This window comes from Mucilaginibacter sp. OK283 (genome assembly GCF_900110415.1).
GTDB lineage: Bacteria > Bacteroidota > Bacteroidia > Sphingobacteriales > Sphingobacteriaceae > Mucilaginibacter.
In genome coordinates this window covers 70,398-97,078 of the sequence record NZ_FODR01000002.1, presented here as the reverse complement: position 1 = coordinate 97,078, position 26,681 = coordinate 70,398, and the positions used below count along the sequence as shown (strand labels likewise).

The window sequence follows — 26,681 nt, the reverse complement described above, 5'->3', positions numbered from 1 at the left end:
CTAAAAAAAACATCGGTTTTACATAATTGGGGGTATTTATTTACGTAAACGATTACGTACTCACGCCGTTATCTATTTTGTAAGTACCTTATTTTTAGCGCTTCCGGGCATCAAAATATTTTGCATTACCGATTTAGTAACGCCAAAAAGCGCTATTACGGGTAATGATTTAACCTGCGGTATTTTGAGCGAGTTAAGGGTAAGCCCATCAATATCTTCAAACACGCAGGCAGCCCTAAAATCGCGCCCGGCGCAGCTAAGTGTTACATTTTTAAAGCTTACCCCTGCCGCATGGCGGGCATAAAAACCCCAGGCGGGCAATTCGCCAAACATTGAAAACTCAGGGTAATCACGCGGATTTTCGGGTATCCTGGTCAGTGAATCTAAACTTACACGGGCAACAGTTTTACTGGCATCGCCATGATATACTATTTTGATATTTTGTAGGGTTACGTTTTGAACAGGATGCCCCGGTAAACCGGCAATTGATGATGGGAAGGGGTTGTGCCTGCCTTTAACTTCGGGCCCTTCCATTGGGTATCCTTTATCGGGTTTTCCTTTGGGCACATCAACCGTTACATTGCTTATGCGGATACCATTAATCCTGCTTACTACCGTATCTTTATTGCGATGGCCAAGGCGAATAAAAATGGCGTTACCTGTATTAACGGCATTAATGTTACTAATGTCAATATCTTCCATCACTCCCCCATCAACACATTCCAGGGCAATTGCCGAGCGGTAGGTGTCATAAATTTTAATATCCTTTATGGTTATTTTTTTAAAACCACCCCATGAAGCAGTGCCAAATTTAATACCGCTGGCGCTTGAACGTGTGGTACAGTTGGCTATGTATATATTTTCGCAGCAGCTGTTCCGGTTGCTCGATTTCAGGCAGATGCCATCATCGTCGGCATTAAAAAAACTGTTGGTGAGCTTTACGTTTTTACAATCTACCAGGTCTATGCCGTCATTATTCCAGTAGGTGTTGCTTATTACTTTAATGCCGTCGATAACCATATCGTGGCACTCCCGATAATCCTGTATCCACACCAGGCCATTTTGAATAGTTATACCTTTTACCTGTATACCAGCGCAGTTATAAAAGCCGATTAGCTTGGGGCGGTTGGGTTCTTCGGGTTGGACCTGCCCCCAGGGATTAGTTCTTTGCCACAACGAATCGCGCAATTTCCCGGCCTTCAGCATCGCGAAAAGGTCTTTCAGCAATTCGTCGCCGTTGCCGTCAATTGTTCCTTTACCGGTGATACCAATGTGCTGCTGATCTTTGGCAAATATTAATGGCGAAGCATGCCCTTCGCCATAATCAATCCGTTTTGCGCTCCCCAGCAATACTGCGTTGGCTGCCAGGTTTAGTGTAACGTTTGACTTTAAGTTGATAACCCCCGTTAAAAACTTCCCTGCCGGAACATGCACTATACCGCCGCCTTGTGCGTTTGCATTGTCAATAGCCTTTTGAATGCTTGCGGTGTTATTGGTAATACCATCGGCTTTAGCGCCATAATCAGTTATTTTAAAAACTTTTTGCTGCGCATAACCGGCAAAAGGCATTGCAAGCAAAGCCAAAAAAGAAAATATTTTCATGATAAACTATCGATAAAGAAAAATTAAGCAGGTTTATTATCCCTGTGTATGCCACACGACAGGGGTTTATTTTTACATCAGGCACCTAAGTTGTTAAACTTTTACTTTAGTTTGGGGCAACGGCATCCATTTATTTACGTAAACGTTTGCATAAACTCCTTTATATTAGTAAAATTATACCGTTATAAAAAGGTATCCGCAATGGGTAACATTAATTTAAAAGAACTCGCTTTAGCGCTAAATTTATCAACCGCCACAGTATCAAGGGCGCTGCGGGACAGTCATGAAATAAGCCCCGAAACCAAAAAGAAGGTTTTGGAACTGGCTAAACAATTAAACTATGAGCCCAACCCGGCCGCCAGTAATTTAAGGAGCCACAAAACAAAAACCATTGCCGTAATTATTCCTGAAGTAACCAATAATTTTTTTTCGCAGGCCATTAATGGCATCGAAGAAATAGCACGCCAGCATGATTACCATGTTTTAATATACCAAACGCACGAAAACAGCGATTTGGAAATGGCCTTTATGCGCCGTTTGCTGAGTGGACGCGTTGACGGCATCCTGATTTCGGTAGCAAGTGAAACCAATAACGATCAAAATTTTAAGGATATTATTAACCAGCTGCCGGTTGTTTTTTTTGACAGGGTAAATGAAGATATAGACGCCGTAAAGGTAACTACAGATGATTACGAAAGCACTTATAGCGCTACCTGCCATTTAATTGAACGCGGGTGCAGGAAAATTGCCTACCTTATGGCCTTAAATAACCTATCTACAGGAAAAAAACGGTTTGCAGGATATTGCGCAGCGTTAAACGACAACCATATTGCCAAAAACGATGCATTAATTGTACATGACACCAACAATGAAGATGAAAACTATCAGCTGATAAAAAAACTGCTCGCTAACGAAAAACCCGACGGCATTATTACCTCTATTGAAAATCTGGCCCTGCCATGTTATTACGCCTGTAAGGATCTTAACCTGAATATCCCGCGGGACATTAAAATAATAAGCTTTTCGAACCTCAAAACCGCGCCGCTTTTAAACCCCTCACTCAGCACAATTACACAGCCAGCTTTTGAGATGGGCAAAGAAGCCGCAAACATCCTTTTTAAAATATTGAACAAAAAGTATTTTGAACCGAACGAAACGCTGGTACTTAAATCAACCATAATAAAAAGGGAATCGACGGGGTTTTAACGATTCTGATCAGGTTTTTCTTTCTTTACTATCTCCGACACTTCACCAGCTGTTAAAGCCGCTTTAAACACCTTTACCTTATCCATATATCCATGAAAAATCCTTTCAGACGGAAATTCCTCATTCCTGCCTAAAGTCCATTTGTTGGTTACCGATAGGTTTGCGGTGGTTTCCATCACGGTGGTCCCCGCCAATACACCATCGATGTACAGGTAGAGTGTTTTACCTGTACACACCCCGGCAATGTGGTGCCAATGATTATTCCAGTTGGCGGGCAGGTTAACGGTACAATCGCCACGACCCCAGCCGCCTGCAAAAAAAGTAAGCGTTTGGTGATCAGTTACCTGCAAAACGTGGCTATCGCCTTTGGTTATCATATCCACCAATCCTTTTTCGTTCCCGGTAGGGTATACCCAGCCCATCACGGTGATGGTTTCGCCCATATTATCAAGGGAGGGAGTGCTGGGAACCTCAACAAAAGTGTGCTCATTAAACTCAAGCCTGCCGCTGTTTTTTGTATTTTGGGTGATAATTATTTGCCCGTTATTTTGGAACCCGGAGTTGTCTTTTACCAAATTATTGGCCGAATAATCTATTGGAGAAAGATCAAGCAAAAGTGATTCTGTGTTGTCCCGGTACACCTTGTAAACCACCTTTTGATCACCTGCCAATATCCTTTGGAACCCTTTTGAAGCACCCGCCAGTACATGCCCGATCACCTTTTTTTCGCCGGGTTCCAAAACAACGGTATCGGTAAAAATTAAGGTGTCGTTTTTTGTTACCGGGACGTTAAAAGTTTGCTTAACGCCGCCAATATTTTGGATGACATAAGCGAGGTGCTGCGGCTCATTTATTTTAAGCATTGAGGTAGCTGCAAGGCCTGTAATTTTAAAGGGATGCACCGGCGGATTTGGCGACAGTTTTACGTCAACCACAACCGGAGGCAGCCCCTCCAATTTAAGCTCCGTTTTCCCGATGGGATAAAGCCGGCATACCAGCGAATCTTTTTGAGTACCACCCGAAACTACCATACAGTTTTTGCGAGCATACGATTTGCCGTTTACCAATAGCGTAACAATTTTAACCCCGGTAGCTCCCGCGTTGCTGATTGAAAAATGAACGGTAAAAGGTTCATCGGGCGCGACGCTGTTTTTTGAAACGGACCAACTTAATATTTTAAAACCAGGGCTTTGTTTTGTTTCGGATAATTCAACAGGGTTGTTATCCTTTGGCCAATTGCCCACCTTATGCGTTAAATCAAAACCCATTGAACCGCCTGCCGTTAATACTGAATGCGGCAGGGTTAGCTGTTGCCAGGGTTTCCCGTTAACGGTTAAGGCCTTTATGTAACCATCCTTAGCTGATGCCGCTTTATTATTTATGCTAAACCGTTTTCCGTTTGGCAGATGCAGAGTAACCGATTTAAACAAGGGCATGCCGATAGCATAATAAGGCCTGCCGGGGCAAACGGGGTAAATACCCATGGCGCTAAAAACATACCAGCTGGAGGTTGAGCCCAGGTCGTCATTACCGGGCAAACCACCGGGGTTGTTGCTAAAACGATGCAGCATAATTTGCTTTAACCATTTTTGGGTTAAAGCCGGTTTGCCTGCCTGGTTAAACAGGTAGGGTAAATGGAACACGGTCTCGTTATCAAACAGGATCACATTGTTGCTAAGCGCCGAATCGAGCCGGGTGGCAAATTGGTCGGTGCCGCCCGTGAGGTTAATAAGATCGTTAATGTTTTGGGGCACGAAGTAGGAATACACCCACTTATCCCCCTCTTTATAACCCGACATGCCCGGCTGTAATTTAAATTCATCATCGTTGCGGGGCAATAGTAATAGTTGGTCGTTATTTAAAAGGTTGCGGTAGCTGTAGCCACGCCTTTGCAACAACTGGTAATCTTTATCATTATGGACAACGTTTTTAGCAAATTGCGATAAAGCCCAATCGTCATAAGCATACTCAACCGTGCGGGTAACCGACTCGGACCGGGTAAAGGGGATATAACCTTTTTGATTAAAGATCTCCATGTCGGGCTGGATAAACGGCGGCTCCAGTACACTTTTTTTCATGGCGGTATAAGCCAACTGTTTATCAAAACCGGTAATCCCTTTCAGGTAGCTATCCACAATAATGGGTATAGCATGGTTACCCGTCATCGATTCGGTTGGCAAGTGGCCGGTTTGTTTATAAATATCCAGCATAGATAAAATCACATCCTGCTGCTTATCCCGGTACAACAGGGTAAGCAGTGGGTGCAACGAACGGAAAGTATCCCAGGGAGAGAAAGCACCATATTGGTGAGTACCTGTTTTTTGATAGATTTTATCATCGTACCCCCGGTAACGGCCATCCACATCGTCGATAACCCAGGGGATTAAAAGCGAATGATACAGGGCGGTATAAAAAACGGTTTTATTTGCATAGTTGCTGTCGGTTACTTCAACAACGGCCAGTTTTTTCTGCCACTCATCAGCAGTAAGTTTACGCAGCTGATCAAAAGACGATGTACCAATTTCCGTATCGATATTTTTTTGGGCACTTGCGTAACCAACGGCCGAAGCGCTTAGTTTAAGCCCAATAGTTTTAGTGCCGTTTACCGCAGCTGCAAAACTGAATACCCAACCGCCTTTAACCTGCTTTTTTGAGGTAAACGCTTCGGTAAAGTTGATGACCATATTACCGTTTGCCGCATGCAATATTTTGGAAGATATGACTCTGATCTCGCCGGCTTCGCCGATAAATAACTGAGGTGATGAACCGGCAGCAAACGTAAAGCGGAACATTCCCGTACGGGTTGTAGCTGTTGCCTCGGTGGTGCTGTGGTCGTCATCAAAGCTCACTTTATAGTAACCAGGGCTTGCAGTTTCATTGGTATGCGAAAATTTCCGGCTGTATTTACCGGGTTCAAATAAATCTGTATTAACCGGCATCACATAAAACCTGCCGGCTGAGCCCTCTGGAAAGCCGCTCATATGACCGAAGCAGCTGAAATAACAAATAGCGCTATCACCATAATTGTACCCCTTTCCAAACCTGGTTTCAGGACTTAACTGTATAAAACCCGATGGCGCTACAGCACCGGGATAGGTGCCACCTTCACTCCCCCATTTGGTAAGTACATTACTTTGGGCTGTGCCGATGAAAGGGTTTACATAGGGCAGGTGGTTGGTGTGTTGGGCTGAGGCGGTGTTGGTAAGGAAGATGGTTAAAATGAACGTTAACAAAAAAAGGGCAAAAGTCGTGTGGCGACTATCGTATGGCGGCGAAGACTCACCCGGCGAGGCTGCGCCCGCCACCCTCTCTTCACCTGCGGTGGAAAGAGGGGTTTGAACGCTTAATACCAATATATTAGATAAAAAAAATAAATAATAAATTTTCAAGCCCCTCTTTCCGGCGAAGCCGAAGAGAGGGTGGCGGGCGCAGCCTCGCCGGGTGAGTCTAAGCGAGCGTTCAAACGGAAAATTCTCCGAAACGTAACGGATACACCCCAATATACTAAGCAGATTTGCAAACCCGCCCTGTAAAGTTCTGGATTGCTTCGTCCCTAGCAATGACGGTAGAATAGACATTTTATCTCCGTATAATACCATTCTCCAATAAGATCCTAATGCTTTTAACATTATCATATTTTAATATATATCTTCCTCTTATCCAATACATAAGCTACCAGCCAGCACAGCATCATGTAGCAAATGGCAAATACCAACGTGCCCAAGGCGCCGGGGAATAACCGCTGGTAAAATACCTGGTTTATCCAATCGTAAAAACTCAGTTTGGGGGCTACCCATATGGTTTGAAAAACGGTAAGCAGCAATTCAGATAGCAGGTAGATGGCTAATGAATTACGCCCCAGGATAAGGAAAAAGTTGGTGCCGCGTTTTACTTTTTCTATTTCGATAACAAATATCAGCAGGCCTAATATGGCAAGGTCGATACCGATGGTGAGCAGCGAGAATGTGCTTGTCCACAATTTTTTGGCTATAGGGAAAAACTGGCCAAGGAACAAGGCAGATACGATAAGCAACCCGCCAAAAATCATGAGCTTGGCCACGGTTTCGTAAGTTTTACCTTTACGCTGGATGAACGCGCCCGCTAAAAAACCGCCTATCACATTTACTATCCCGGTTAATGTGCTCAACAAGCCCTCGGGGTCAAAAGCTATGGGGCCGCCTTTGTCGTGGTATAAGTGATCGTTGCCTAATAACACAATGTCCAGTTTGGTGCCGGCATTGCCCAGCATGGTATATTCTTTTCCTGCCTCGCCAAATAGCATTAAAAACAACCAGTAGCCAATAAGCAGTAAACCCGATATGATAACCGCTGTTTTTTGAGAGCAATAGTGAACAATCAAAGCGCCAAAAAAGTAACATAAGGCTATGCGCTGCAACACGCCCATGATGCGGGTATGGCTTAGCGGGTTAAAAGCCCAGCCGTCGGCAACGCGATGGAAGAACGGGAACCAGTACATAAGGTACCCCAATAAAAAGATGATAACCGTACGTTTAAAAATTTTGCTGATAAAGGCGGTGTCCGACTCAAATTTCTTTTTAGAGAAACTTAAGGCGTTGCCTACTGCGAACAGGAACGAGGGAAAAACGAGGTCGGTTGGTGTGAAACCTATCCATGGGGCGTGGTCAAGCGGTGTCCATACATCCGCGCCCGAGCCGGGGGCATTTACGATGATCATGAAACAGATGGTCATCCCCCTAAAAATATCTAATGCGGTAAACCTTTCAGTACTTATTGCCATGTTGTATTGATTATTTATTGACTATATGCTATTTTGCTATTTGGTTCAAACGGCCCGGTGCAGTGGGTTCCCCTCTCGAGAGGGGCAGGGGTGTGTTATCGCGCGTTCAAACACACCCCTGCCATTACACCATTCCTGCCCGCCCCCTCTCAAGAGGAGAATTTAAAACCAAATAACGAATACTCATTGATTATTTAATATCTGTATTAGTTTCCGTTAAAGTGCGGCCTGCTTCCGGTTCGGCCACTATCAAAGTATCACCGGGTTGTTTTCCATCTTCATCATAAATCACCAATTGATTCGGGCCTGTTTTCAGCCAGCATTCGGGAATGTATAAACTGGTAATGGATATCTTCTCCGGGTACCGCCCAATGTTATGCCCGTTAACCCATACCGAGCCATGCCCCAGCCCCTTTGGCTCAAACCGCCAGATAAAGGTTTTTCCTTTTGCCCGTGGTACGGTAAAGGTTGACCGGTAAAACGCAGGGGCATTGGTTTTAACCTTGCCGGTAAAGTTTTGCCAGCCTTTTACGGCCAGCGCATCAACGGGACCGCCTTTCATTTTCCAGCCGGTTACGGCAGGCGCGTCGCCAATGGCATTAATTTTTACAGGCTGATCAATACCGCCTTCATTAGAGTAGTTTTCTATAAATACTGCAAGCCGTATAGATGCTTTTAAGGTAGTTGCATCGGTAATATTCACTTCAAAAGGCTGGTTCCAGCCATCGTGTTTAAATACCTGTTCGCCATTGATAAATACCGTAGCATTTTCGTCCACACTTTTAAACTGCAGGGTGATTTTTGATGTGCCTGCGGGCTGTTGTGGTATAATTGTGGTAAACCAACCATATCCTTCCTTTAAATTAAAAACATCGGTGTTTATTTTATACGGTTTAAATATGGTGGTATCAAACGCTGGTGGCCCTTGTTTAACATCGCTTATTTTATTGGCCCTGGCAAAATACCAGTTGCTTAACTCGCTGATAAACGGACCTCCTTTTTTGATGAGCGCCACACCAAACACACCTTTACTGTCCACCTCATCAATCGGCCCAAGATAAGCTGCCAGTTTGTCCCTACCATCATGCGCCGCAAAAATGGCGAGGGTATGTTTCCCTTTTTTCAGATCGAGTGTTAGCTCCCCATCATTCAGTTTCCATTTAGCAGCAGGCTTACCGTCAACAAAAGCCTGCCCCCTGCCGCCGCCTTTTACCTGCAAGGTGTATTTACCTGCAACCGTGGTTGTAAGCGTGGTGCGGTACCAGGCATCGGCCGTTACATCGCCGTCGGCACCCATCGGTACAGGGTTCTTTGAGGATAGCCATTTATCCGCGTTATAATTTACGGCAGACGCACCCGATGCATTTTTAAATTCCCAATTGCTGAGTGCTACTGTTTTGGGCTGATTGACCGTTGTTGATGGAATCTGTTTTAAAAGCACCGTTTTTTGAGCCGTGTAAATCCAAACCGGGTCTTTTTTACTTTTTAGTAAGGGCTGCTCTATATCAGCGGTAAAAGGCTGATCATTAATCTCAATTTTTCCTACATAATCCGCACCACATATAATGTAGGGGGTATTGCGCGGTTTATCGATATAGGTTTTATCTGTTAGCTGCCTGTTCATGGCCAGTACACGGATGGTTTGTGTACCTGCTTTAAAGCTATACGCTAATGGCTGGGTAATGGAGGGCATAGTTAGGTTAATGCTTACATTTTCGCCGTCAATTTTTACGTTGGGGTTCTCTGTTGATGCCTTTCCATTGGCTTTAAAATATAAACACAAGGGCGATCCGGCTTCGGCATCCGTAATAACCGTAGTGGTATTATCCTGCCTTACAATGGCAAATACCCTGGTTAAAGCCCAGTTGAGGGTAGCCCCATCTGTCAGTTTATAGTTATGGATTAAGGGATAAATCTCGCCGGGCAAAACGCTTACCTTTTTATCAGTCAGGTTTTTATCAGCAATATCCAATGATGTAGTTATGGATTGCTGCCCCGTGTTATCCAAAAATATAATCGCACCTGCGGGGCTTCTGCGCACGCTTACTTTTAAGGCAGGCTCCGAAACTATATTGCTGTAAGCGGCATTATTGTCAACACTATTCTCCAGCACCTCTTCAAAACTCCGGCTAAACCAGGCCGCCCGTTTAAAGGCATAGTAAATCGGTCTTAAATCGCCTGCCTGGCCAATAGCAGCGCCGTAATCGTACGATGCCGCGTCTTCGTCGTTATTGGTATATCCAAAGTTCGATCCGCCGTGTGCCATGTAATAATTATAACCATTGCCGCCGTTGGCGATGATTTTCCAGGTGCGCCTGTCGTAAAGCTGGTCGTCGCCCGGTTTGGCGCCGTATTGCGAATACCATACACTCCAAAACTCGGTAGAAAACCATGGGTTTGGTCGTGCAGCGTCGTCCAGTTTGCCATCTCCTGCCGGATCGCTGGCATGGTGCAGGCCGCTGAAAAAGTAAGGCACCTGCAGGCCCATACTCAGCGCCTTGGTTTGCAAATGTTTAAAATAGCCATCGGGCATCACGGTACCCCATCCTTTGGGATGCTCATTCTCCAACTGCACCAGTATTACCGGCCCCCCTTTGTTTACCTGGTTATTCATCACGATAGGTAAAAGGTGATCAAAAAACCTGTCGACATATTTTTCAAACAAGGGATTATCTTCCCGAACACTCAGGCCTTTCTTAAATTTAAGCCAGATGGGGTAGCCGCCGTTATCCCACTCGGCACAATAATACGGGCCAACGCGTACAATGGCGTACATACCTAAGTCGTTAACTTGCTTTAAAAACAGGTTCAGATCGCGGTCGCCGGTAAAATCAAATTTGCCTTCCTGGGCTTCATGAAAGTTCCAGATGGTGTATATCTCGATACAATTAAATCCCGCACGTTTAATACGCAGCAACCTATCGTGCCAAAGCTGATGCGGAATGCGGGCATACTCCAACCCTGCCGATACAATAAACGTGCGACTGCCATTTATCAAAAAGCCCTTGCTGTCAAAATTGATATAGGGTCTAGCTGCTGCAGATGGCGGGAAAATGTGGTCGTTACTATCCTGACCGCGAGCAGTGGTAATGGTTACTGATAGTAAGATAGCTAAAAGGATGTGATGTTTCATCATAGTTACGAAAACCTGATTGTTGTTATAAATTATAAAACAACCATGTCATTTCGACGAAGGAGAAATCTTATACGAGCCGCATTCTATATGCATATTCGGTTTACAGGGCTTATAAGATTTCTCCTCGTTCCTCGTTCGAAATGACACGGAGATATTTTTTCCGATGACAGTGACCCAACAGTCATTATTATTGATACGCCCGGCTTTGAACGCAGGCGACGACTCACCCCGGCTACGCTGCGCTGGCCGACCCTCTCCGGCTAAAGCCGCAAAGAGGGTGAAGCTCATTTTTATTTTCTTACCTTTTTCTTTTTTAGCCCCTCTATACGACGCAGTCGGAGAGAGGGGCAGAACGAGCGTAGCGATGTTCGGGGTGAGTCGTCGCCGCCTGCAACATACGTCATTCTTTTCCCGATGCCTGTGTCTCTATAGGCATCTTCACCGATACGGTCGGCTTTAAACGCTGGCTAAGACTCACCCGGCGAGGCTCCGCCCGCCACCCTCTCTTCGGCTTCGCCGGAAAGAGGGGCTTGAAAATTTATTATTTTTTTCCCTTTATAACATGTTGATTTTCAACACTCAAGCCCCTCTTTCCACCGCAGGTGAAGAGAGGGTGGCGGGCGCAGCCTCGCCGGGTGAGTCTTGGCCGCCATGCGATAGTCGTCACTTTTCCTTCCTAATCAATGGATTTTACCACTCATTATGACAGATGGAAAATAACCTACTTTATCAATACGTCGCCTGCAACACCAAACTATTATACTTTGCAAACAGCGCCTTCGCCTTTTGTACCCCGTCGCCTTTAGCAACATCGGTATAGGCGTTATCGTGTTTGTTTACCCATTGCCATTCCCAGTTTTTCACCTGGGCGTCAAATGCTTTGGCATCAAAGGCGGCGCCTGTGGCCATGGCTTTGTTTAGCTGGCTAAAGTATAGTTCCCAGCGTTGTTTGTAATAGCCTTTTATTAAGCCCGCCCATTGCCTGTTGGAGTATTCGCTCAATCCGCTTTCTTTATCGCCCCAAAGGGTTACCAGGTCGCGGGAGTTTAGTTCATACAGGTTCTTTTCTTTGTCGGTAATGCCGTTGGCCCTGGCCTCGTTAATCCATTTGCCCAATAAAAAATCTTTGCGGGTGCTTAGCAAATCGTCCATGTCATCCATCAGCTGTAAAAAGGCTGTGCTGTATTGTTTAAAGGCTTCCTTATCGCCGCTTTTATAGGCCGATGCCATTTTTTGCTGCAATGGCGACGCATAGTTGGCCAGCACCTGCCGGGTTACGTCAATTATATCGTATTGATAGCCGTCGCTTTGTTTCAGGCTATCGGCAGCGTTTACCAATAGCTCCCAGGCTTTGGCCAGTTTTAGGGGATCATAGCTCAATTTGGTTAAAACCCTGTCGATAGTTTTCTGCATGGTTGGCCTGGCCACAATGATCGATTCGGGGCCACCCTCGCTCAGGCCACTGCTGTAAACAGTGTTCAGTAATATATGCCAGGCTTCGGAGGCGTTGGCATTGGTTTGCCCGTAGCGCCTGTGGGCATAATTATTTACCCAGGCATCGGCATCAATCGGTGTATCGCGCCAAACATTCTCCAGCATCAGGGCAAACAGGGCCGGGTTTTGTTCAATACCTTCGGGCGTTATGCCTATACCAACCAGGTTTTTTGATTCGGGATCATGCAGGGCGACGGCCGGATCAGCAGCCACGTGGCGCATGCGGCCAAACAGGCTGATGTTGCCGCCAAAGTTTTGCAGCATACTCCAAATCCAGGGCTTGCCATAGTAGGCTTCGGTACGGTTCCATACCGGGTGCGAATCGCTGTACAAATCAAGTACAATCATTTGGTCGTTAGGTACCGCGTTCAGCAGGGCTTTTATTTGTTGCGGCTGCCAGAATTTATTGTTGTAATGAAACATCCAGCCCTGCATTACCCAAACCGCTTTTGGGTCGGCAGCGGTCATGGAGCGGAATACTTTTTTGCTCATGCCATCCAGGTAGGTTGAATCATTTGTGGGTGGTACATTCTCGTTAAAAGTATCGGCCGAGTATAAATGGTCGGTACCAAACTCCTTGTTTTGAGCTTCGATATATTTTTTGCCGATGGTTTCAAAAAGTTCATCATCAGGATCAAGAATGAATACATCAGGAAAGCCTGCATCCCAGTTTGTTCTTTTTACTTTGGCTTTCGGGAACCTGTCTTTAAACGACGGCGGTACATGGCCGGTAAATGACGACAATACCGGTTTCATGCCGAATGAACGTTCGCGCTCCAGGATCTTTTTTTGCAGTGCCCTGTGGCTATCCATCCAATGCTGTGGCAGCGGGCCGCCCCAGGCATCAATGTTGCCCATCCAAAACCAGGAAAAATAGGCCGGCCCGCAAAAAAATGCGTCCAGTTCTTTATCGGTAAAGCCCATGCTTTTGTATACATCCTGCCAAATAGCTTCTTCGCCGGTAATAGCCAGCGGCATGTTGATACCGTTGAGCGCCATCCAGTCAATTTCTTTTTGCCAGCGGGCCCAGTCCCACCAGGCCATGGTATAATTAAATGTGCAGTAGTTAAGGTAATAGCGGTATTGATAAGGCGTGGTTTTATGAATTTTGGCGGTTACCCCGGGCAGGTTTGCAGGCAGGTTTAAATTAGTACCATTCCAGCCTATATCGCAAAAGCAGTAGGTTTTAAGGTAATAATTTAAAGCTGCAGCTACAGATAGCCCGTTGTTACCACGCAATACTATTTTACCGTCGCGGCTATCCAGCTCAAACGCATCTTTATTGTTATCCTGCGGGATAGCTTCAATTACAAAAGCGCTTGCCCTGCCTGGAATTACCCGGTTTATAAAGCTGATGGATGCCTGCTGATCAACCTGCGCATTGGCATTTAAGCCGCATGCGACTCCTATAAAAATAAACAACCACTTTCTCATTGATATGCCTTGCTTTCTAAAATAAATAAGCCCTTTCAAGCTTTCTTAAAACGATTACTGTACACGTCTTCTAAATTCTAATTTCATAAAACTATTGTCATTTCGAACGAGGTACGAGGAGAAATCTTGTACGCCTTGCAATCCGACAAATCAATCTATGCAGGGCGTATAAGATTTCTCTTTCGCCCCATTGCCCATTCCTGCGCCGCTCCATCGAAATGACATTTTTTTGTTTTAAAAAGAGCGGTACGCATCGTACTCTGTTTAAATCGTACTCTGTTTAAATAAATAAAAATGCCGGTGACCAACACAAATTGACTTAACAAATTATTGCTGGCTACCGGCATTTAATAGATCATTTTACTTAAAAGTTTGGATTTTGTACTAAAACGCCTTTACTCTTATCAATTTCTACCTGCGGCAGCGGGAAATAATAATTTTTAGGGCGAACAAAAGTCACTGTTTTCGACTGGTCGATAGGTGCTTTTGATACCGCTTTGTTGTATATGGCGGCTATATCAACAATGTTTTTCTTGTCCCAACGCATTAAATCCTGATGGCGTTGGTCTTCGCCGGCAAGTTCAACACGGCGCTCGTGTATCAGTTGTGTCATGCCTGCACCTACAACGGGTGGCAACAACGTTGATGCGCGGCGGCGCACCTGGTTTATCAAGGCATCACCTGCACCTGCACCCTGTGTACGGATAAGCGCCTCGGCTACCAGCAGGTAAATATCTGCCGACCGCATTAAAGGCACCGCGAAGCTATGATCAACCCCGCCGCCATCGGCCGCAGTATTAAATACGGCATACTTTTTAAATGCAAAACCGGTTGCCGACAAATCGGCGGTAAAAGTGGTTAAGCCGTTACCATCGCCAAGGTCAACCTTATCGCCAACACTTAATAACGTTGCTGCTTTGCGGGGGTCATTCGGTTCAAATTCATTGGCCAAGCCCTGTAAAGGCTGGCTAAAGCCGTAACCACCCCAAGGGCGTGGAATGTAGTAAACCGTAAAATCGTTTTGTACCACGTTTTGTACCGCCTGGATAGAGAAAAGAATCTCGGTACTGTTTTCATTTGCACGGGTAAAGTTATCGCTGTAATTAGCAGCCAATGCATAGTGCGAATTGGATATTACTTTTTGACCGGTTGCAATGGCCTCCGGAAGTTTTTCCCAATACATGTACAGCTTGGTTAAAAGGCCAAGAGCTGTTCCTTTACTTACACGGCCACGATCTGCTGCACCATAGCTTTCGGGCAGCATGTCAACCGCCTTCAATAAGTCGCTTTCTATTTGTTTGCGTACTTCTTCAATAGGCGATTTAGGTACGTTAAAATTCAGTTTGGTATAGTCATCCTCGGTAATGATAGGCACATCACCATGAATAACCATTAACCGCCAGTAACCAAAAGCCCTAAGGAAATAAGCTTCGCCCATGCTGCGGCTTTTAACATCGGCAGAAATGGCGGTGATTTTAGGGATATTGATGATACAATTAGTAGCGCGGTTAATTTCTTCATATCTCCACTTCCATGGGTACCTGATAGCCGCGTTTGATGCATCATAAGTCAAATTTTCAATACCTTCATCCTCGCCGTGGTCGCCCGAGCGCCAGTAATCGTCAGATGGTGTATCAAATGTAGCTTCCGCGTGACCAATATAATCTTCTTCCGGTAAAATGCTGTAGATACCGGTTATTGCATTAACAGCATCCGTTTCGTTACGGAAATAGTTTGTTGAGCTGTAAACACCTTGTTGCTTTAAATCGAGCGCTTTTTTACAGCTGCTGCCAAACAGAGCAAGTGCCGTAAGCATATATAATATTTTTTTCGATTTCATGATCTTATAATTTAACTGTTAAACCGAATGTGATTGTTCTTACCGACGGATACTGTGCTACGTCGACCCCTCTTTGCAGGTTACCGTTAGTATAACCTAACTCGGGCGTATAGCCTTTATAGTTGGTTATAAAAAACAGGTTCTGGCCCGATGCATAAAGCCTTACTCCTTTCAGAGCGGCCTTTTTTGTCCAGGTAACAGGCAGCGTATAACCTAACGTGGCGTTTTTAAGGCTCACGTAGTTTCCGCTTTCTACAAACAGGTCAGATGTACGATAGTTATCGTTCGCACGATCCAAAGACATTCTTGGGATGGTATTGCTTGTACCGGCGCCTGTCCAGCGTCCTAAGTCTTCGGCATACAGGTTAAACGGATAAGTAGGATCTATACCTTGCATCCTATCGGCATTATACAGGCTTACACCAAATACCCCGGTAAAGTTTACCGAAAGGTCGAACCCTTTATAGGAGATACTGCCCTGTAAACCTGCCGTAACATTCGGGTTTGGATTACCAAGATTAGTACGATCGTTACCATCAATCAGTCCATCGCTATTTAAATCAAGAAAACGTACGTCGCCCGGTTTAATATTAGCCTTGCGGGGGTCATTTTTCAAGGCAGGATCATTATCTATATCAGCCTGCGTTTGATACAAGCCATTGGTTTTCCAGCCATAAAATGAGGCTATTGGCTGGCCCTGGTAGGTTCTGGAAATTTCCTGGCTTGAACGGCCGTAAACTGTGGCGCCCACAAATGTACCTTCGCCGTTCAGCTTGGTTACCTTGTTTTTGATGAACGAGGCATTAGCACCAACAGAGTACTTTACTTTATTACCGCCCTGGTAATTAACTTCAAACTCAACACCGTGATTGTTCATGGTACCGATGTTTTGGTTAGGGATAGATACAGAGCCTGCCGCCCCTACAACAGGTGGCGATAAAAGCATATCCTTGGTGTTTTTGTTAAACCAGGTTAAAGTTGTTGATAACTGGTTATTTAAAAAACCGGCATCAACGCTCACATTGGTCATGGCTGTACGTTCCCATGCAATATCAGGATTGGCCAGGCTGTAAACTGCTGCACCTGTATAACCTGTGCCGCCAAATGTGTAGCCATTGTTTTCATAGGTACTGCCCAGTTTAATTAAGCTGGCGTATTGAAATGTACCTATGTTTTGGTTACCCAACTCGCCATAACCACCGGTTAGCTTCAGGTTGCTTATCCACGATATATTTTTGATGAACTGCTCGTTTGATAACCTCCAGCCCAAAGAAAATGCCGGGAAATATCCCCATCTTTTGGTTGGTGCAAACTTTGATGATCCATCCGCACGGAAGGTTAATGTTGCCAGGAACCTGCTATCGTAATCATAAAATAACCTGCCAAAGCCCGATTGTAATGACGATTCATCAGGAACTACGCTTGAATTGAACTGGCTGTTACCAAGGCTAAGCACCCTTTGATCTTCTGAAGTATCATCATACCCTAATCGCCAGGCGTTAAAGCCGTAGGTTTTAAAGTTTTGGTAGGAGTAGCCACCGGTAAACGTTACGTGGCTTTTGCCAAAAACCTTATCATAGGTAAGGAATGATTCAAGCAATTGAGATGACAGTTCGCCTTCGGTTTGTGTTAACTGCGAAGTTGTATTTTGCCGTGCCTGGTTAACATCGGCTAAGTTGAAATTGTATGTGCGGTTCAGGGTACCATCATATGCATAGTTTACCCGTAGTTTTAATTCTTTCAAAAACGTAACCTCGGCAAAGGCATTGGCCAGGGCGCGGTATTTTTTGTTAAACCTATCTGCCTCCTGGATGGTTGCATAAGGGCTGTTTATATCGCCCAACTGGTTGGCAAAAGCCTTTGAAGTACCATATGATCCGTCGGCATTAACCAATGGTATGGCAGGATTAAAACGTAACGCCGAAAAAATTAAACCTGTTTGCGAATTGTTATTATCAAAACCATTGTTATTGGCATAGCTCAACTGGATATTTTCGCCCAGTTTTAACCAGCTGCTTACTTTATGTTCTGAATTGATACGGGTGCTGAAGCGTTTGAAGTTGGTTTTATCGATGATACCATCCTCATTATAAACAGCGGTCGAAAAATAATAGTTGGATACCTCGTTACCACCTGTAATGCTGACATCGCCGTTGGTAACATGGCCGGTTTTCATAATGGCCCGCTGCCAGTCGGTTCTTTGGGTGGAATAATAAGTATCGTTCCAGGGCGCGTCAATTGCAACACCATCATTAGTGTAGCGTTCCCTTTTCAATTTGTAAAGATCGGGGGCTGTCAGCAGGCTCAAATACTTGGTGGTATTTGAAAAACCGTTGTAAAAGTTAACATTGGTGGCCAATTTTTGATTGTAATTACCTTTTCTGGTAGTTACCAGCACTACGCCATTGGCAGCACGCGTACCATAAATAGCCGCAGCGGATGCATCTTTCAATATATCTACCGAAGCTATATCGTTAGGGTTGATGTCACTTAACGCATCGGGGTTGCTGGTAGGCACACCATCAACAACCACCAGCGGGTTGGCATCATTTAACGTACCGGTACCTCGAATACGGATACTTGGGGCCGCGCCAGGCGAACCATCGTTACGTACAATGTTTACACCGCTTGCACGGCCATCTAATGCCTGCGCTGCAGACGCTACCGGCAAGTTTTGAATCTCGGCACCTTTTACGCTGGCTACAGAACCAGTTACATCTACTTTTTTACTGGTACCATAACCTACTACAACAACTTCAGTTAAAGCCGATGGCAGGGCAACAAGCGTGATAGACAAGGCCTGATCGCCGGTTACGGTCACTATCTTTTTCTCGAAGCCTATATAACTAAACTCCAATACACCGTTAACCGGGGCATTTATCACGAAGTTACCGTTAACATCAGTTGTTACCCCAAGGTTGGTACCCTGCAGCCTTATGTTTACGCCAATGAGCGGTTCGCCTTTGCCATCAACCACTTTTCCTTTTACAAGCAAAAGGGCATTGGTGGTTTCGGCTGTTGATATGATCACTACGTGGTCATCGGCCATTTTGTAGGGCAGCTTATTGTCCATAAGCGAGCTCAACACTTGTTCGATAGAAGCGTTTTTAACGTCAAGATCAACCTTGCCCAGTTTTTTTATGGCGGCGTAGTTGTAAAAGAAACGGTAATCGCTTTGTTTTTGAATTTTGGCAAGTATAGTACTTACCTCGGTTTGCTTAATGCTGAGTGTAAATTTCTGTTGTGAATAAACACTGGCCGAAACCTGCATGCAGGTAACCAGGATTAGCAAGAAAACTGCTTTCATTAGCAAAATAACTTTAAGGCATACGGGGGCACCCGGAATGGCAAATGCCCTTCTTGTTTTTTTCATTACATTTGTTTTGAAAATTAATGGATAGAGTAAGCTCGGTTCCAACTCGCTTACTCACAATGATAAATCCCAGATTTTTGCGGGGAAGAGTTGCACCTCTTCCCTTGTTTATTTATGGGTTTTCAGGAATCTGATAAGTAATTGTTTCTCTTCATGTGCTGCTGTTAAGTTAATATTAGTTATGTTGTTTTATTTTTTGTTCTTATAGGATAAGTACACCGTACTGCCATCGATTTTTGATTGCAACGGCACAATTTGCCTCAGGAAATTCAGGGCAGTATCCAGGCTTTCATTTTCAAGCACGCCGCTTATCTGCTCTTTTTTAAGGGCTTCGTCTGCAAAAACTATTTTTACGTTGTATTTGCGTTCCATTTGCCGGGCAACATCTTCAAAATCATTATTGGCAAACATAATTTTGTGGTCTATCCAGGCATTTTCTGCATACACATCATTGCTTACAACCGGCAATGTGGCTACTTCATATTTAATCTTGGCAACTGCCGTTTTAACGGCCTGGCTAGGCGCACCTTGCGCCGGGTTATTAATGGTCAGTTTTTCATGCGGCGATAAAATGATCTTCTTTTCCGGGTCATCGGCCAGCTCAACCTGCACCTTTCCTTTTAATAAAGTAGTTTCGGTAGTTTTATCATCGCGGTAAGCTTTTACGTTAAATACTGTACCTAAAACTTTTACCGTGAAGCCGGCGGTGTGCACCAAAAATGGTTTCTTCGGATTTTTGGTCACTTCAAAAAAGCCCTCACCTTCTAAATTAACCTCCCTTTGCCCGGCCTCGAAAACCGAAGGGTACGAAAAATGACTGCCCGCATTCAGCTTCACTTTGGTACCATCTGATAAAGTAACCTGCATCATTTTGCCAAAAGGCACATCAATTTTTTTTGTTACAGCGGCGTTAAGTTGCTGATTGGCCCGCTGGCTATAAAACAAAAAGCCAAACAAACCGAGCACGGCGACAGCCGCAGCCGCGCCAAGCCACCTCCAGTTAAATGGCCGTACATTGCCTGCAAAAATTTCGGTTTCTGTTTCTTCAGAATCTTTTATTTTAACCCATAACTCATCCAGCTTACTGTTTATGGTTGTGGGCAAAATTTCGTCGTTGTTATTAAGTGTACCTGTTAAGGCATCTGTTACCTGTTGAATTTTTTTATATCCGGGGTGTTGTTTTAAAAATAGTTCGAGTTCATCCAACTCTTCCTTATTGGCCGATCCGTCCATACTTTTAGCCATCAGCTCAATAAATCTTGATTTTCCCATAATTTAGTCGATCTGGTGTAAGGACACCTGGCAACCGCGATTTTCCTAAAAGAATTTGAAATAAATTTTAACCGCGCCAAAAATGTAAATAACATAAGGTGAGTTTACACTTTCTACATCAGAAGACTTTACACTGCTAACATTTTGGACATCATAACCAGACGGGACCAAGTGTTCCGCGTACATCTGGTTAGGTTTAGCTTATTATTGCTAAATCTGGATTGATTAAGTTAAACTGTCAGCGGCATGTTGATGGTTGTTTTTCCGGAATGCGGACGGAGACATGCCGGTAATCTCTTTAAAGACACGATGAAAGGTTGCCTCCGACTTAAATCCGCAATTCAAAGCAATACCCAGATTGGTCAGGTGGTCATAGGCTGGTTGAAGCAGTTGTTGTTTGACGTCATTCACGCGATATTCGTTGACAAAGGTGTTGAATCCTTTGTTCAGATGCCCATTCAAAACAGCCGACAGCAATTTGACATTGAGTTTCAATATATCGGCAAGTTTGCTGACCGACAGTGCAGGGTCAAGATATAAGCGGTCGGTCTCCATGGCATTTTTTAACAAGTTGATATAAACCTCCGCATCTTCCATGGTCAGTTTATCTGCAGTCGCTTTGACGGCATGTTGAGCCCGGATATATACAACCCTTGCGCAATGATAACTTCTCAACCCTATCCAGTAAACAAAGATGACCAAAAGGACTTCAATGGGTTCAAAATACGCCAGTGTGCGCAATTGGAACAGCACTGTGCCGAAGATCGTCACTGCCCAAAGCGATGCGACACCCATCAAAACGGCCAGGAATATTTTGGTCCAGGAGGCTAACTGAAATTGTTCTGCCGTCGGCATCTGCAATGATGAGTGCCTGAACAGGCGAATTGCCGATAGCAGGTAAGCCCAGAAAATAACGACCATCAGGATGAGGGCCGCCGGGTGGTAAAGATGATTGGTCTTTTTTAGGCCGTAGCTCATTAAAGCCAACCGCAGGCCCAGGTCTGCGATAGCGGGCAAATAGTTTTTCAATATAACTTTTGCCGGTATTTTTTCGGCGCCTGTGATCGTCTTGACATAAAGGTATAAGCTGGGCCCGGTCGTGAAAATAAACGTATAAGGGAAACTCCGGTCAAAAAGATAAAACCAGGGAAGGCTGAGCCCGGAACTCCAGCAAAAGGTACCAAAGCTATTATAGGCCAGCGCCAGCAGGAAAGCCGCGAGGAAATATTTAGCCTGCCGGTGATCTTTTCCGGGAAACAATAGGGTGAAACTGATAATCACCCCTTGTACGATGCCAAAAAGCAAGACAATATTAAAAAGATTAAAGTGAATACCCATGGCTGGCTGAATCTTAGCGTAAAGCTAAGCAATGGGCAGCACACTCAAAAAGTTTCCACGGCTCTCTGCTTTTTTGCTTTGAGTTGACCCAGTTCCTGCTCTTTTTGCGCGATCACTTTTTGGAGCCCGGCGGTACGATCAGTTCCGGCAGGTATTTTTTTGACCAGGGCTTTGATCGCCATGAGCTGCGCGGTGAGCTGCGCCTCGTCCGCGGGTACCTGTACATCCGGCTGTACACCTTTGCCTTCCCAATCGGTGTGTGTAACAGGGTTTACGCTGTAAGCAAATGGAATATCGGCCAGGAAATAAGTGCCTATCTTGTAGGGTTTGGTAGGGTGCGCCCCGCCGCCAGTGACCTCCCCGACGACTTTTGCGCGGCCGAGGGCCTGCATATTATACGCGAAATCTTCCGATGCAGAAAAGCAGTCCTTGCTGACCAGTATATAAACCTCCTTGTCGGCCAGCTTTACACCGGGAACCACCGGTAAGGTCCACGACTGCCGCAGCGTCCTGGCATCGCGGTCATAATTATCGTTCCAGTGTACCGGATCATTGAAGAAATAACTCGCAATCAAAAAACCGCCGTCGGCAAAACCGTAATTTTTACGGATATCGATGATAATGGCGTCTGAGTTAGCGAGGAAAGTCATGGAAGACAGGGCCAGGTCCTTGATCCAGTCCGAGGGAAAAAAGGAGTCCACCTGCAACAAGCCGATATTGCCGTCCAGCAGCTCCACCTTTTTGAAATTAAAATTGCTGCGTGCCCAGGTTTTACGGAAGGCATCGGCAGCTTCCTGCGACGGCGCTTCAGGTTTTTCCTCGATGATCGGCGTAGCCGAAGCTTCTACACCTAAATGCCCGTCACCAGCGATGGCATGCAGGTCTGCGGTTAATCTTTTAGCAAGCACCTGGCGGCTGGTTATCGTATCGTAGTCATGGTGCTGCTGATGTTGCCGGATCGCTGTGGCCATTTTTTTAGCGACGTCCTCATAGACATAAAGAGCATTGACTTTGACGACGAGCGTGTCGATCACTGCTTTACGTTCAGCAGCGCCCATTTTTTGAGTTGCTTTATCCTGCGCCTGTACGGGCAAACCATACGCGATCAGCAATAACGAGGTGAATACAATTTTTTTCATAAGGTTTATCCTGGGATCTTTCTAAGGGACCAAAATTGCAAGAGTTCCTGACGAATTCCAATTAGTATAACGCTCAAATCCCGATTTGAGTGGTGAACGATTGCCTGATAACAAATGTCCTGATGTGTAAAGTCTTATAATGTAAAAGGTGTAAACTCGGCTTATGCCATTTACAAAAAATACCGGGTGAAGAGGCCTATAACAGGATGCTTTCGAGCTTTTTTAGCGCGATAGCCAGTTGTGCAAATACGGTTTTATCGGATAGGCCGAGGATGGCGGCTACTTCTTTGCAGGACAGGCCATCCTGCTTAACCATTTTAAAAATGAGTTTGCAACGCGGGGGCAAGCTATCAACAGCCGTTAAAAGCACTGCCTGCAATTCTTTACTAATGAGCAGTTGAGCCGGATCAACCGATAGGTGAAAATAATAAGCTTCGGCTATGTTTACTTCTTTAAGTTGTTTTGATGAAGTGCCCCTTAAATAATTTAAACAGGCATTTTTTACAGTAACGTAAAGGTATACCTGGATATTGAGCACCTTGCCCACATCTTTACGGCTTAACCAAACATTAACAAATATATCATTAACAATTTCCTCCGCAGGTTCCTTGTCTCCTAAAAACGAATAGGCAAACTGAAACAACCTACCAAACAGTTGCCTGTAAAGTTCATTAAATGCAGATTCATCTTGATTAATCTGGATACGTCTGATCAAATCCTGTATACTCAAACCGGTTAATTTTCTCAGTATATGAAATTGCCTGTTTAGCAGTATAAATGTAACGCTTTCAGTACTGCAATTTTAACAATTTAAGCCGGATCAGAAAAAATCGTTTTAAGTAATTTATCAATGTAGAAATTAGAGCAGCGCGGGGCCGTTATTGTAGTGGTATAAACGCCCATTAGTCACCTGTCGCAAATTAAACTTGCGGGTGTTCTTTTAAGGCAAAACCGAGTAACCGGAATGAAGCCCGTCATTAACAGGCATGCATATTAACTTACCGCTTCCATATCGGCAAACATCAAATCGGCCATTAACAAACCCTTGTTGCCGGTGGTGGTTTCGATAGTATGGATATATTTATACGTATTGCTGAATTGATCAAAACACTGGTCAATTACCTGGATGTTTAAATCGGCAGGCGAAAAGTTCTCGCTGTTTTGAAGGCAAAAGAATTCATCTTTTACGGGCAAAAAATCGTCGGTGTAACCCTGGTTATGCAGGTCTATCACCCTGCTGGTGAGTTGATTATTAAGTTTTATTTTATTGTTTTTCATGATCGATCATTTTTACAGGTAATAGACGTAAACTTAGAATGTTTTGTTACGTTGTACGCAACAAAAATTAAACCAAATTCATGAAAAATACATTATTAATCAATTAGTTATATTTTTTAATTTGAAATATGAACATTACGGGTGATGGCAATACAGCCATTGCGAATTTAAATACATCAATTGTTTGGCTTTCAGTACATCAGCATAAACGGCTATCAGCAAAAGCCTTAACTTATCGCCCTACAATCCAATTGTAAATGACGTTGCCGGTATTTATCACATCGATAAAAAAGCCAATCATTACATTTGCAAATATGGAACACCCGCTTGATAATCCTGCCTGGAACGCCTCAATCACCGGCAATCAAAACCTTGCCGAAGGTACGGATACGGTTAAATGTTTTTTGCCTGATGTATCGCCTTTTGCCGGGATGATACAAAACACGCCCGAAAACTTTGCTGCCCTTTACGATATTGTTCAACCCAAACGCACGGTTGCTGTTTTCAGCCCCGGAGACTACGAAATACCACAACTCTGGAAAGTAGTAAATCCCATGAAATGCCTGCAAATGGTGTATGAAAACCCTGCGCCGCTGGCAATTACCGACTTGATATTTAGCCCGTTAACTGATGAGCATATCCCTGCTATGCTGGCGCTCACCAAACTAACAAATCCGGGTCCCTTTTTTGACCGGACTATCGATTTTGGCAACTATTTTGGCATTTTTATTGGCGGTGAGCTGGTGGCCATGGCCGGGCGCAGGTTACAGCCTTTACCCTATATGGAAGTAAGCGCCGTTTGCAATCACCCCGATCACCTGGGGAAGGGTTACGCCAGCCGCCTTATTATGCACCAGGTGCGGCTGATTAAAGAAGCAGGCGGAGTCCCGTTTTTACATGTGCTGCAAAGCAACACAAATGCCATTCAAGTATATGAAAAACTGGGCTTTGTCACCCGTACTGCAATGAATATCTGCGCAATAGTTAAGAATTAATCAACGTAAAACTTTTGTTAATTAAGTGTGTAAATTACAAGTAATGTGCTATGTTTGTTATTCCCGATAATAAACCTATACATTCCGGATATGAATATCAAAACAGGATTTGCGCTTTTAAGCTTACTTACATTGCTGCTAAAAAGCCAGTGCATTTGCGCACAGCAGCAAACCGCCACCATCAACATAGATTTAAATGCCGAAACCGGCAACATGAGCCCCGTTTGGGCATGGTTTGGGCACGATGAGCCCAACTACACCTACATGAAAGATGGCCGCAAACTGCTTTCCCACCTGGCCGCTTTAAGCCCCACACCGGTGCATATGCGGGTACATAACCTGCTTACCACCGGCAATGGCGAGGCCGCCCTCAAGTGGGGATCGACTAATGCGTATACTGAAGACGCTGAGGGGAAGCCCGTTTACAACTGGCACCTGGTTGATAGCATATTTGATACTTATATTAAACTGGGCATGAAACCCTACGCCCAGATAGGCTTTATGCCCCAGGCCCTATCCACCCATCCCGAGCCTTACCGCCATCACTGGAAACCGGGCGACGACTATAATGATATTTACACCGGCTGGGCCTATCCGCCTAAAGATTACAACCAATGGGAAGAACTGATATACCAGTGGGTAAAACACTCGGTTGCCCGCTATGGCAAAAAAGAAGTAGAAAGCTGGTACTGGGAAGTATGGAACGAGCCCAACATTAGCTATTGGAAAGGCACTATGCCCGAGTTTTTTAAGATGTATGACTACGCCGCCCAGGGCCTGCGCAGGGCTTTACCGACCGCCAAAATTGGCGGCCCCGAAATAGCAGGCGGATCGAGCCAGAGCGGGATGAAGTTTTTGAGGGCATTTATTGAACATTGCCTCACCGGCACCAACTATGCCACCGGCAAAACAGGCTCGCCGTTGGATGTTATTTCCTTTCATGCCAAGGGGCAGCCTACATTGGTTAATGGCCACGTACGCATGAATATGGCCCCGCAGATGTGCGATATCCGTGAAGGCTTTAAAATAGTGGCATCGTACCCGCAAACCAAAAACATCCCCATTGTTATCGGCGAATCTGACCCGGAAGGCTGCGCGGCCTGCGGTATGGCCACCAATCCATCCAACGCATACCGCAACGGCACCATGTATTCCAGCTATACAGCGGCGTCGTTTGCGCGCAAGTACTTACTGGCCGACTCGTTGGGGGTAAACTTTATGGGGGCGGTATCCTGGTCGTTTGAGTTTGAAAACCAGCCCTGGTTTTATGGGTTCAGGGATTTGGCTACCAACGGGGTTGATAAGCCGGTGCTTAACGTATTCCGGATGTTTGGGATGATGCAGGGCAAACGGCTTAAGGTTAACGCCAGTCAGATGTACCCGCTTACCGCCGTTACCGATTCGGGCATGCGGGGGGCCAACACCGATATTGGCGCGCTGGCCGCCAAAGGCAAAAAACAGGCAACCGTAATGGTATGGAATTACCACGACGATGATATCCAGGCTGCAGGGCAACCCGTAGCAATAACACTCAGCAACCTGCCCGCACGCACCGCAACCCTTGTACAATACCAAATTGATAACCAGCACAGTAACTCCTACGAGGTATGGAAAAAAATGGGATCGCCACAAAGCCCCACGCCCGACCAGGTAAAACAACTGGAGCAGGCCGGGCTACTGCAAACCGTTGGCAAACCCCAAAAAGTGCAGGTTAAAGCCGGGCTTTTAAATACCACCATTGCCCTGCCCCGGCAAGGTGTAGCTCTGTTGAAGTTAAACTGGGAGTAAGTTTTGAGTCTGAAGTCTTGAGTTCTG

The 26,681-nt window shown here is 45.2% G+C and carries 15 protein-coding genes; 3 read left to right on the top strand and 12 right to left on the bottom strand.

The annotated features are described in order from the left end of the window. Window positions 1-72: 72 nt before the first annotated feature. Window positions 73-1,602 (bottom strand): glycoside hydrolase family 28 protein, encoded by a 1,530-nt coding sequence (locus BMX56_RS05235; RefSeq protein WP_255369776.1) that lies wholly within the window; start codon window positions 1,600-1,602, stop codon window positions 73-75. Between the two features lie 201 nt (window positions 1,603-1,803). Between BMX56_RS05235 and BMX56_RS05230 the strand changes: the two genes are divergently transcribed. After that, window positions 1,804-2,808, top strand: coding sequence for a LacI family DNA-binding transcriptional regulator (locus tag BMX56_RS05230; protein WP_090643884.1), 1,005 nt, complete (start codon window positions 1,804-1,806; stop codon window positions 2,806-2,808). Here BMX56_RS05230 and BMX56_RS05225 read toward each other — a convergent pair. The 11 genes from BMX56_RS05225 to BMX56_RS05170 form a co-directional block, all read right to left on the bottom strand. Continuing rightward, window positions 2,805-6,161, bottom strand: coding sequence for a GH92 family glycosyl hydrolase (locus BMX56_RS05225; RefSeq protein WP_177183722.1), 3,357 nt, complete (start codon window positions 6,159-6,161; stop codon window positions 2,805-2,807). The two genes, BMX56_RS05230 and BMX56_RS05225, sit on opposite strands and share 4 nt — an antisense overlap. Before the next feature lie 278 nt (window positions 6,162-6,439). Further along, window positions 6,440-7,567 (bottom strand): acyltransferase family protein, encoded by a 1,128-nt coding sequence (locus BMX56_RS05220; protein ID WP_090641952.1) that lies wholly within the window; start codon window positions 7,565-7,567, stop codon window positions 6,440-6,442. A 190-nt stretch (window positions 7,568-7,757) separates the two neighbouring features. Beyond that, complete coding sequence (locus BMX56_RS05215) at window positions 7,758-10,703, bottom strand: beta-galactosidase (protein ID WP_090641949.1); 2,946 nt, start codon at window positions 10,701-10,703, stop codon at window positions 7,758-7,760. A gap of 729 nt (window positions 10,704-11,432) precedes the next feature. After that, entirely contained in the window at window positions 11,433-13,631 is a 2,199-nt protein-coding gene (locus BMX56_RS05210; RefSeq protein WP_090641945.1) for an alpha-N-acetylglucosaminidase, read from the bottom strand. Window positions 13,632-13,995: 364 nt separating this feature from the next. Next, window positions 13,996-15,471, bottom strand: coding sequence for a RagB/SusD family nutrient uptake outer membrane protein (locus BMX56_RS05200; RefSeq protein WP_090641940.1), 1,476 nt, complete (start codon window positions 15,469-15,471; stop codon window positions 13,996-13,998). 4 nt (window positions 15,472-15,475) lie between these two features. After that, a complete protein-coding gene (locus tag BMX56_RS05195) occupies window positions 15,476-18,844 on the bottom strand; it encodes a TonB-dependent receptor (protein ID WP_090641938.1) in 3,369 nt (1,122 codons plus the stop codon). Between the two features lie 189 nt (window positions 18,845-19,033). Continuing rightward, complete coding sequence (locus BMX56_RS05190) at window positions 19,034-20,116, bottom strand: FecR family protein (protein WP_090641935.1); 1,083 nt, start codon at window positions 20,114-20,116, stop codon at window positions 19,034-19,036. Between the two features lie 225 nt (window positions 20,117-20,341). Next, complete coding sequence (locus tag BMX56_RS05185) at window positions 20,342-21,454, bottom strand: helix-turn-helix domain-containing protein (protein ID WP_090641933.1); 1,113 nt, start codon at window positions 21,452-21,454, stop codon at window positions 20,342-20,344. A 44-nt stretch (window positions 21,455-21,498) separates the two neighbouring features. Beyond that, window positions 21,499-22,593: a S41 family peptidase gene (locus tag BMX56_RS05180; RefSeq protein ID WP_090641930.1), complete on the bottom strand. Its 1,095-nt coding sequence runs from the start codon at window positions 22,591-22,593 to the stop codon at window positions 21,499-21,501. Between the two features lie 196 nt (window positions 22,594-22,789). Then, window positions 22,790-23,308: an RNA polymerase sigma-70 factor gene (locus BMX56_RS05175; RefSeq protein WP_177183721.1), complete on the bottom strand. Its 519-nt coding sequence runs from the start codon at window positions 23,306-23,308 to the stop codon at window positions 22,790-22,792. Window positions 23,309-23,586: 278 nt separating this feature from the next. Beyond that, a complete protein-coding gene (locus BMX56_RS05170; RefSeq protein WP_090641923.1) occupies window positions 23,587-23,871 on the bottom strand; it encodes a hypothetical protein in 285 nt (94 codons plus the stop codon). 314 nt (window positions 23,872-24,185) lie between these two features. Between BMX56_RS05170 and BMX56_RS05165 the strand changes: the two genes are divergently transcribed. Further along, the gene (locus tag BMX56_RS05165; RefSeq protein WP_177183720.1) at window positions 24,186-24,866 is read left to right on the top strand and encodes a GNAT family N-acetyltransferase; all 681 of its coding nucleotides are present in this window, start codon (window positions 24,186-24,188) and stop codon (window positions 24,864-24,866) included. Window positions 24,867-24,956: 90 nt separating this feature from the next. Further along, window positions 24,957-26,654 (top strand): GH39 family glycosyl hydrolase, encoded by a 1,698-nt coding sequence (locus tag BMX56_RS05160; RefSeq protein ID WP_090641917.1) that lies wholly within the window; start codon window positions 24,957-24,959, stop codon window positions 26,652-26,654. The last annotated feature ends 27 nt before the right edge of the window (window positions 26,655-26,681 follow it).

Bases quoted from the DNA above. Each gene is read 5' to 3' on its own strand.
- BMX56_RS05185 (WP_090641933.1), bottom strand. From the start codon at position 21,454: ATGGGTATTCACTTTAATCTTTTTAATATTGTCTTGCTTTTTGGCATC.
- BMX56_RS05200 (WP_090641940.1), bottom strand. From the start codon at position 15,471: ATGAAATCGAAAAAAATATTATATATGCTTACGGCACTTGCTCTGTTT.
- BMX56_RS05165 (WP_177183720.1), top strand. From the start codon at position 24,186: ATGGAACACCCGCTTGATAATCCTGCCTGGAACGCCTCAATCACCGGC.
- BMX56_RS05215 (WP_090641949.1), bottom strand. From the start codon at position 10,703: ATGATGAAACATCACATCCTTTTAGCTATCTTACTATCAGTAACCATT.
- BMX56_RS05230 (WP_090643884.1), top strand. From the start codon at position 1,804: ATGGGTAACATTAATTTAAAAGAACTCGCTTTAGCGCTAAATTTATCA.
- BMX56_RS05220 (WP_090641952.1), bottom strand. From the start codon at position 7,567: ATGGCAATAAGTACTGAAAGGTTTACCGCATTAGATATTTTTAGGGGG.
- BMX56_RS05195 (WP_090641938.1), bottom strand. From the start codon at position 18,844: ATGAAAAAAACAAGAAGGGCATTTGCCATTCCGGGTGCCCCCGTATGC.
- BMX56_RS05160 (WP_090641917.1), top strand. From the start codon at position 24,957: ATGAATATCAAAACAGGATTTGCGCTTTTAAGCTTACTTACATTGCTG.
- BMX56_RS05170 (WP_090641923.1), bottom strand. From the start codon at position 23,871: ATGAAAAACAATAAAATAAAACTTAATAATCAACTCACCAGCAGGGTG.
- BMX56_RS05190 (WP_090641935.1), bottom strand. From the start codon at position 20,116: ATGGGAAAATCAAGATTTATTGAGCTGATGGCTAAAAGTATGGACGGA.
- BMX56_RS05180 (WP_090641930.1), bottom strand. From the start codon at position 22,593: ATGAAAAAAATTGTATTCACCTCGTTATTGCTGATCGCGTATGGTTTG.
- BMX56_RS05235 (WP_255369776.1), bottom strand. From the start codon at position 1,602: ATGAAAATATTTTCTTTTTTGGCTTTGCTTGCAATGCCTTTTGCCGGT.
- BMX56_RS05210 (WP_090641945.1), bottom strand. From the start codon at position 13,631: ATGAGAAAGTGGTTGTTTATTTTTATAGGAGTCGCATGCGGCTTAAAT.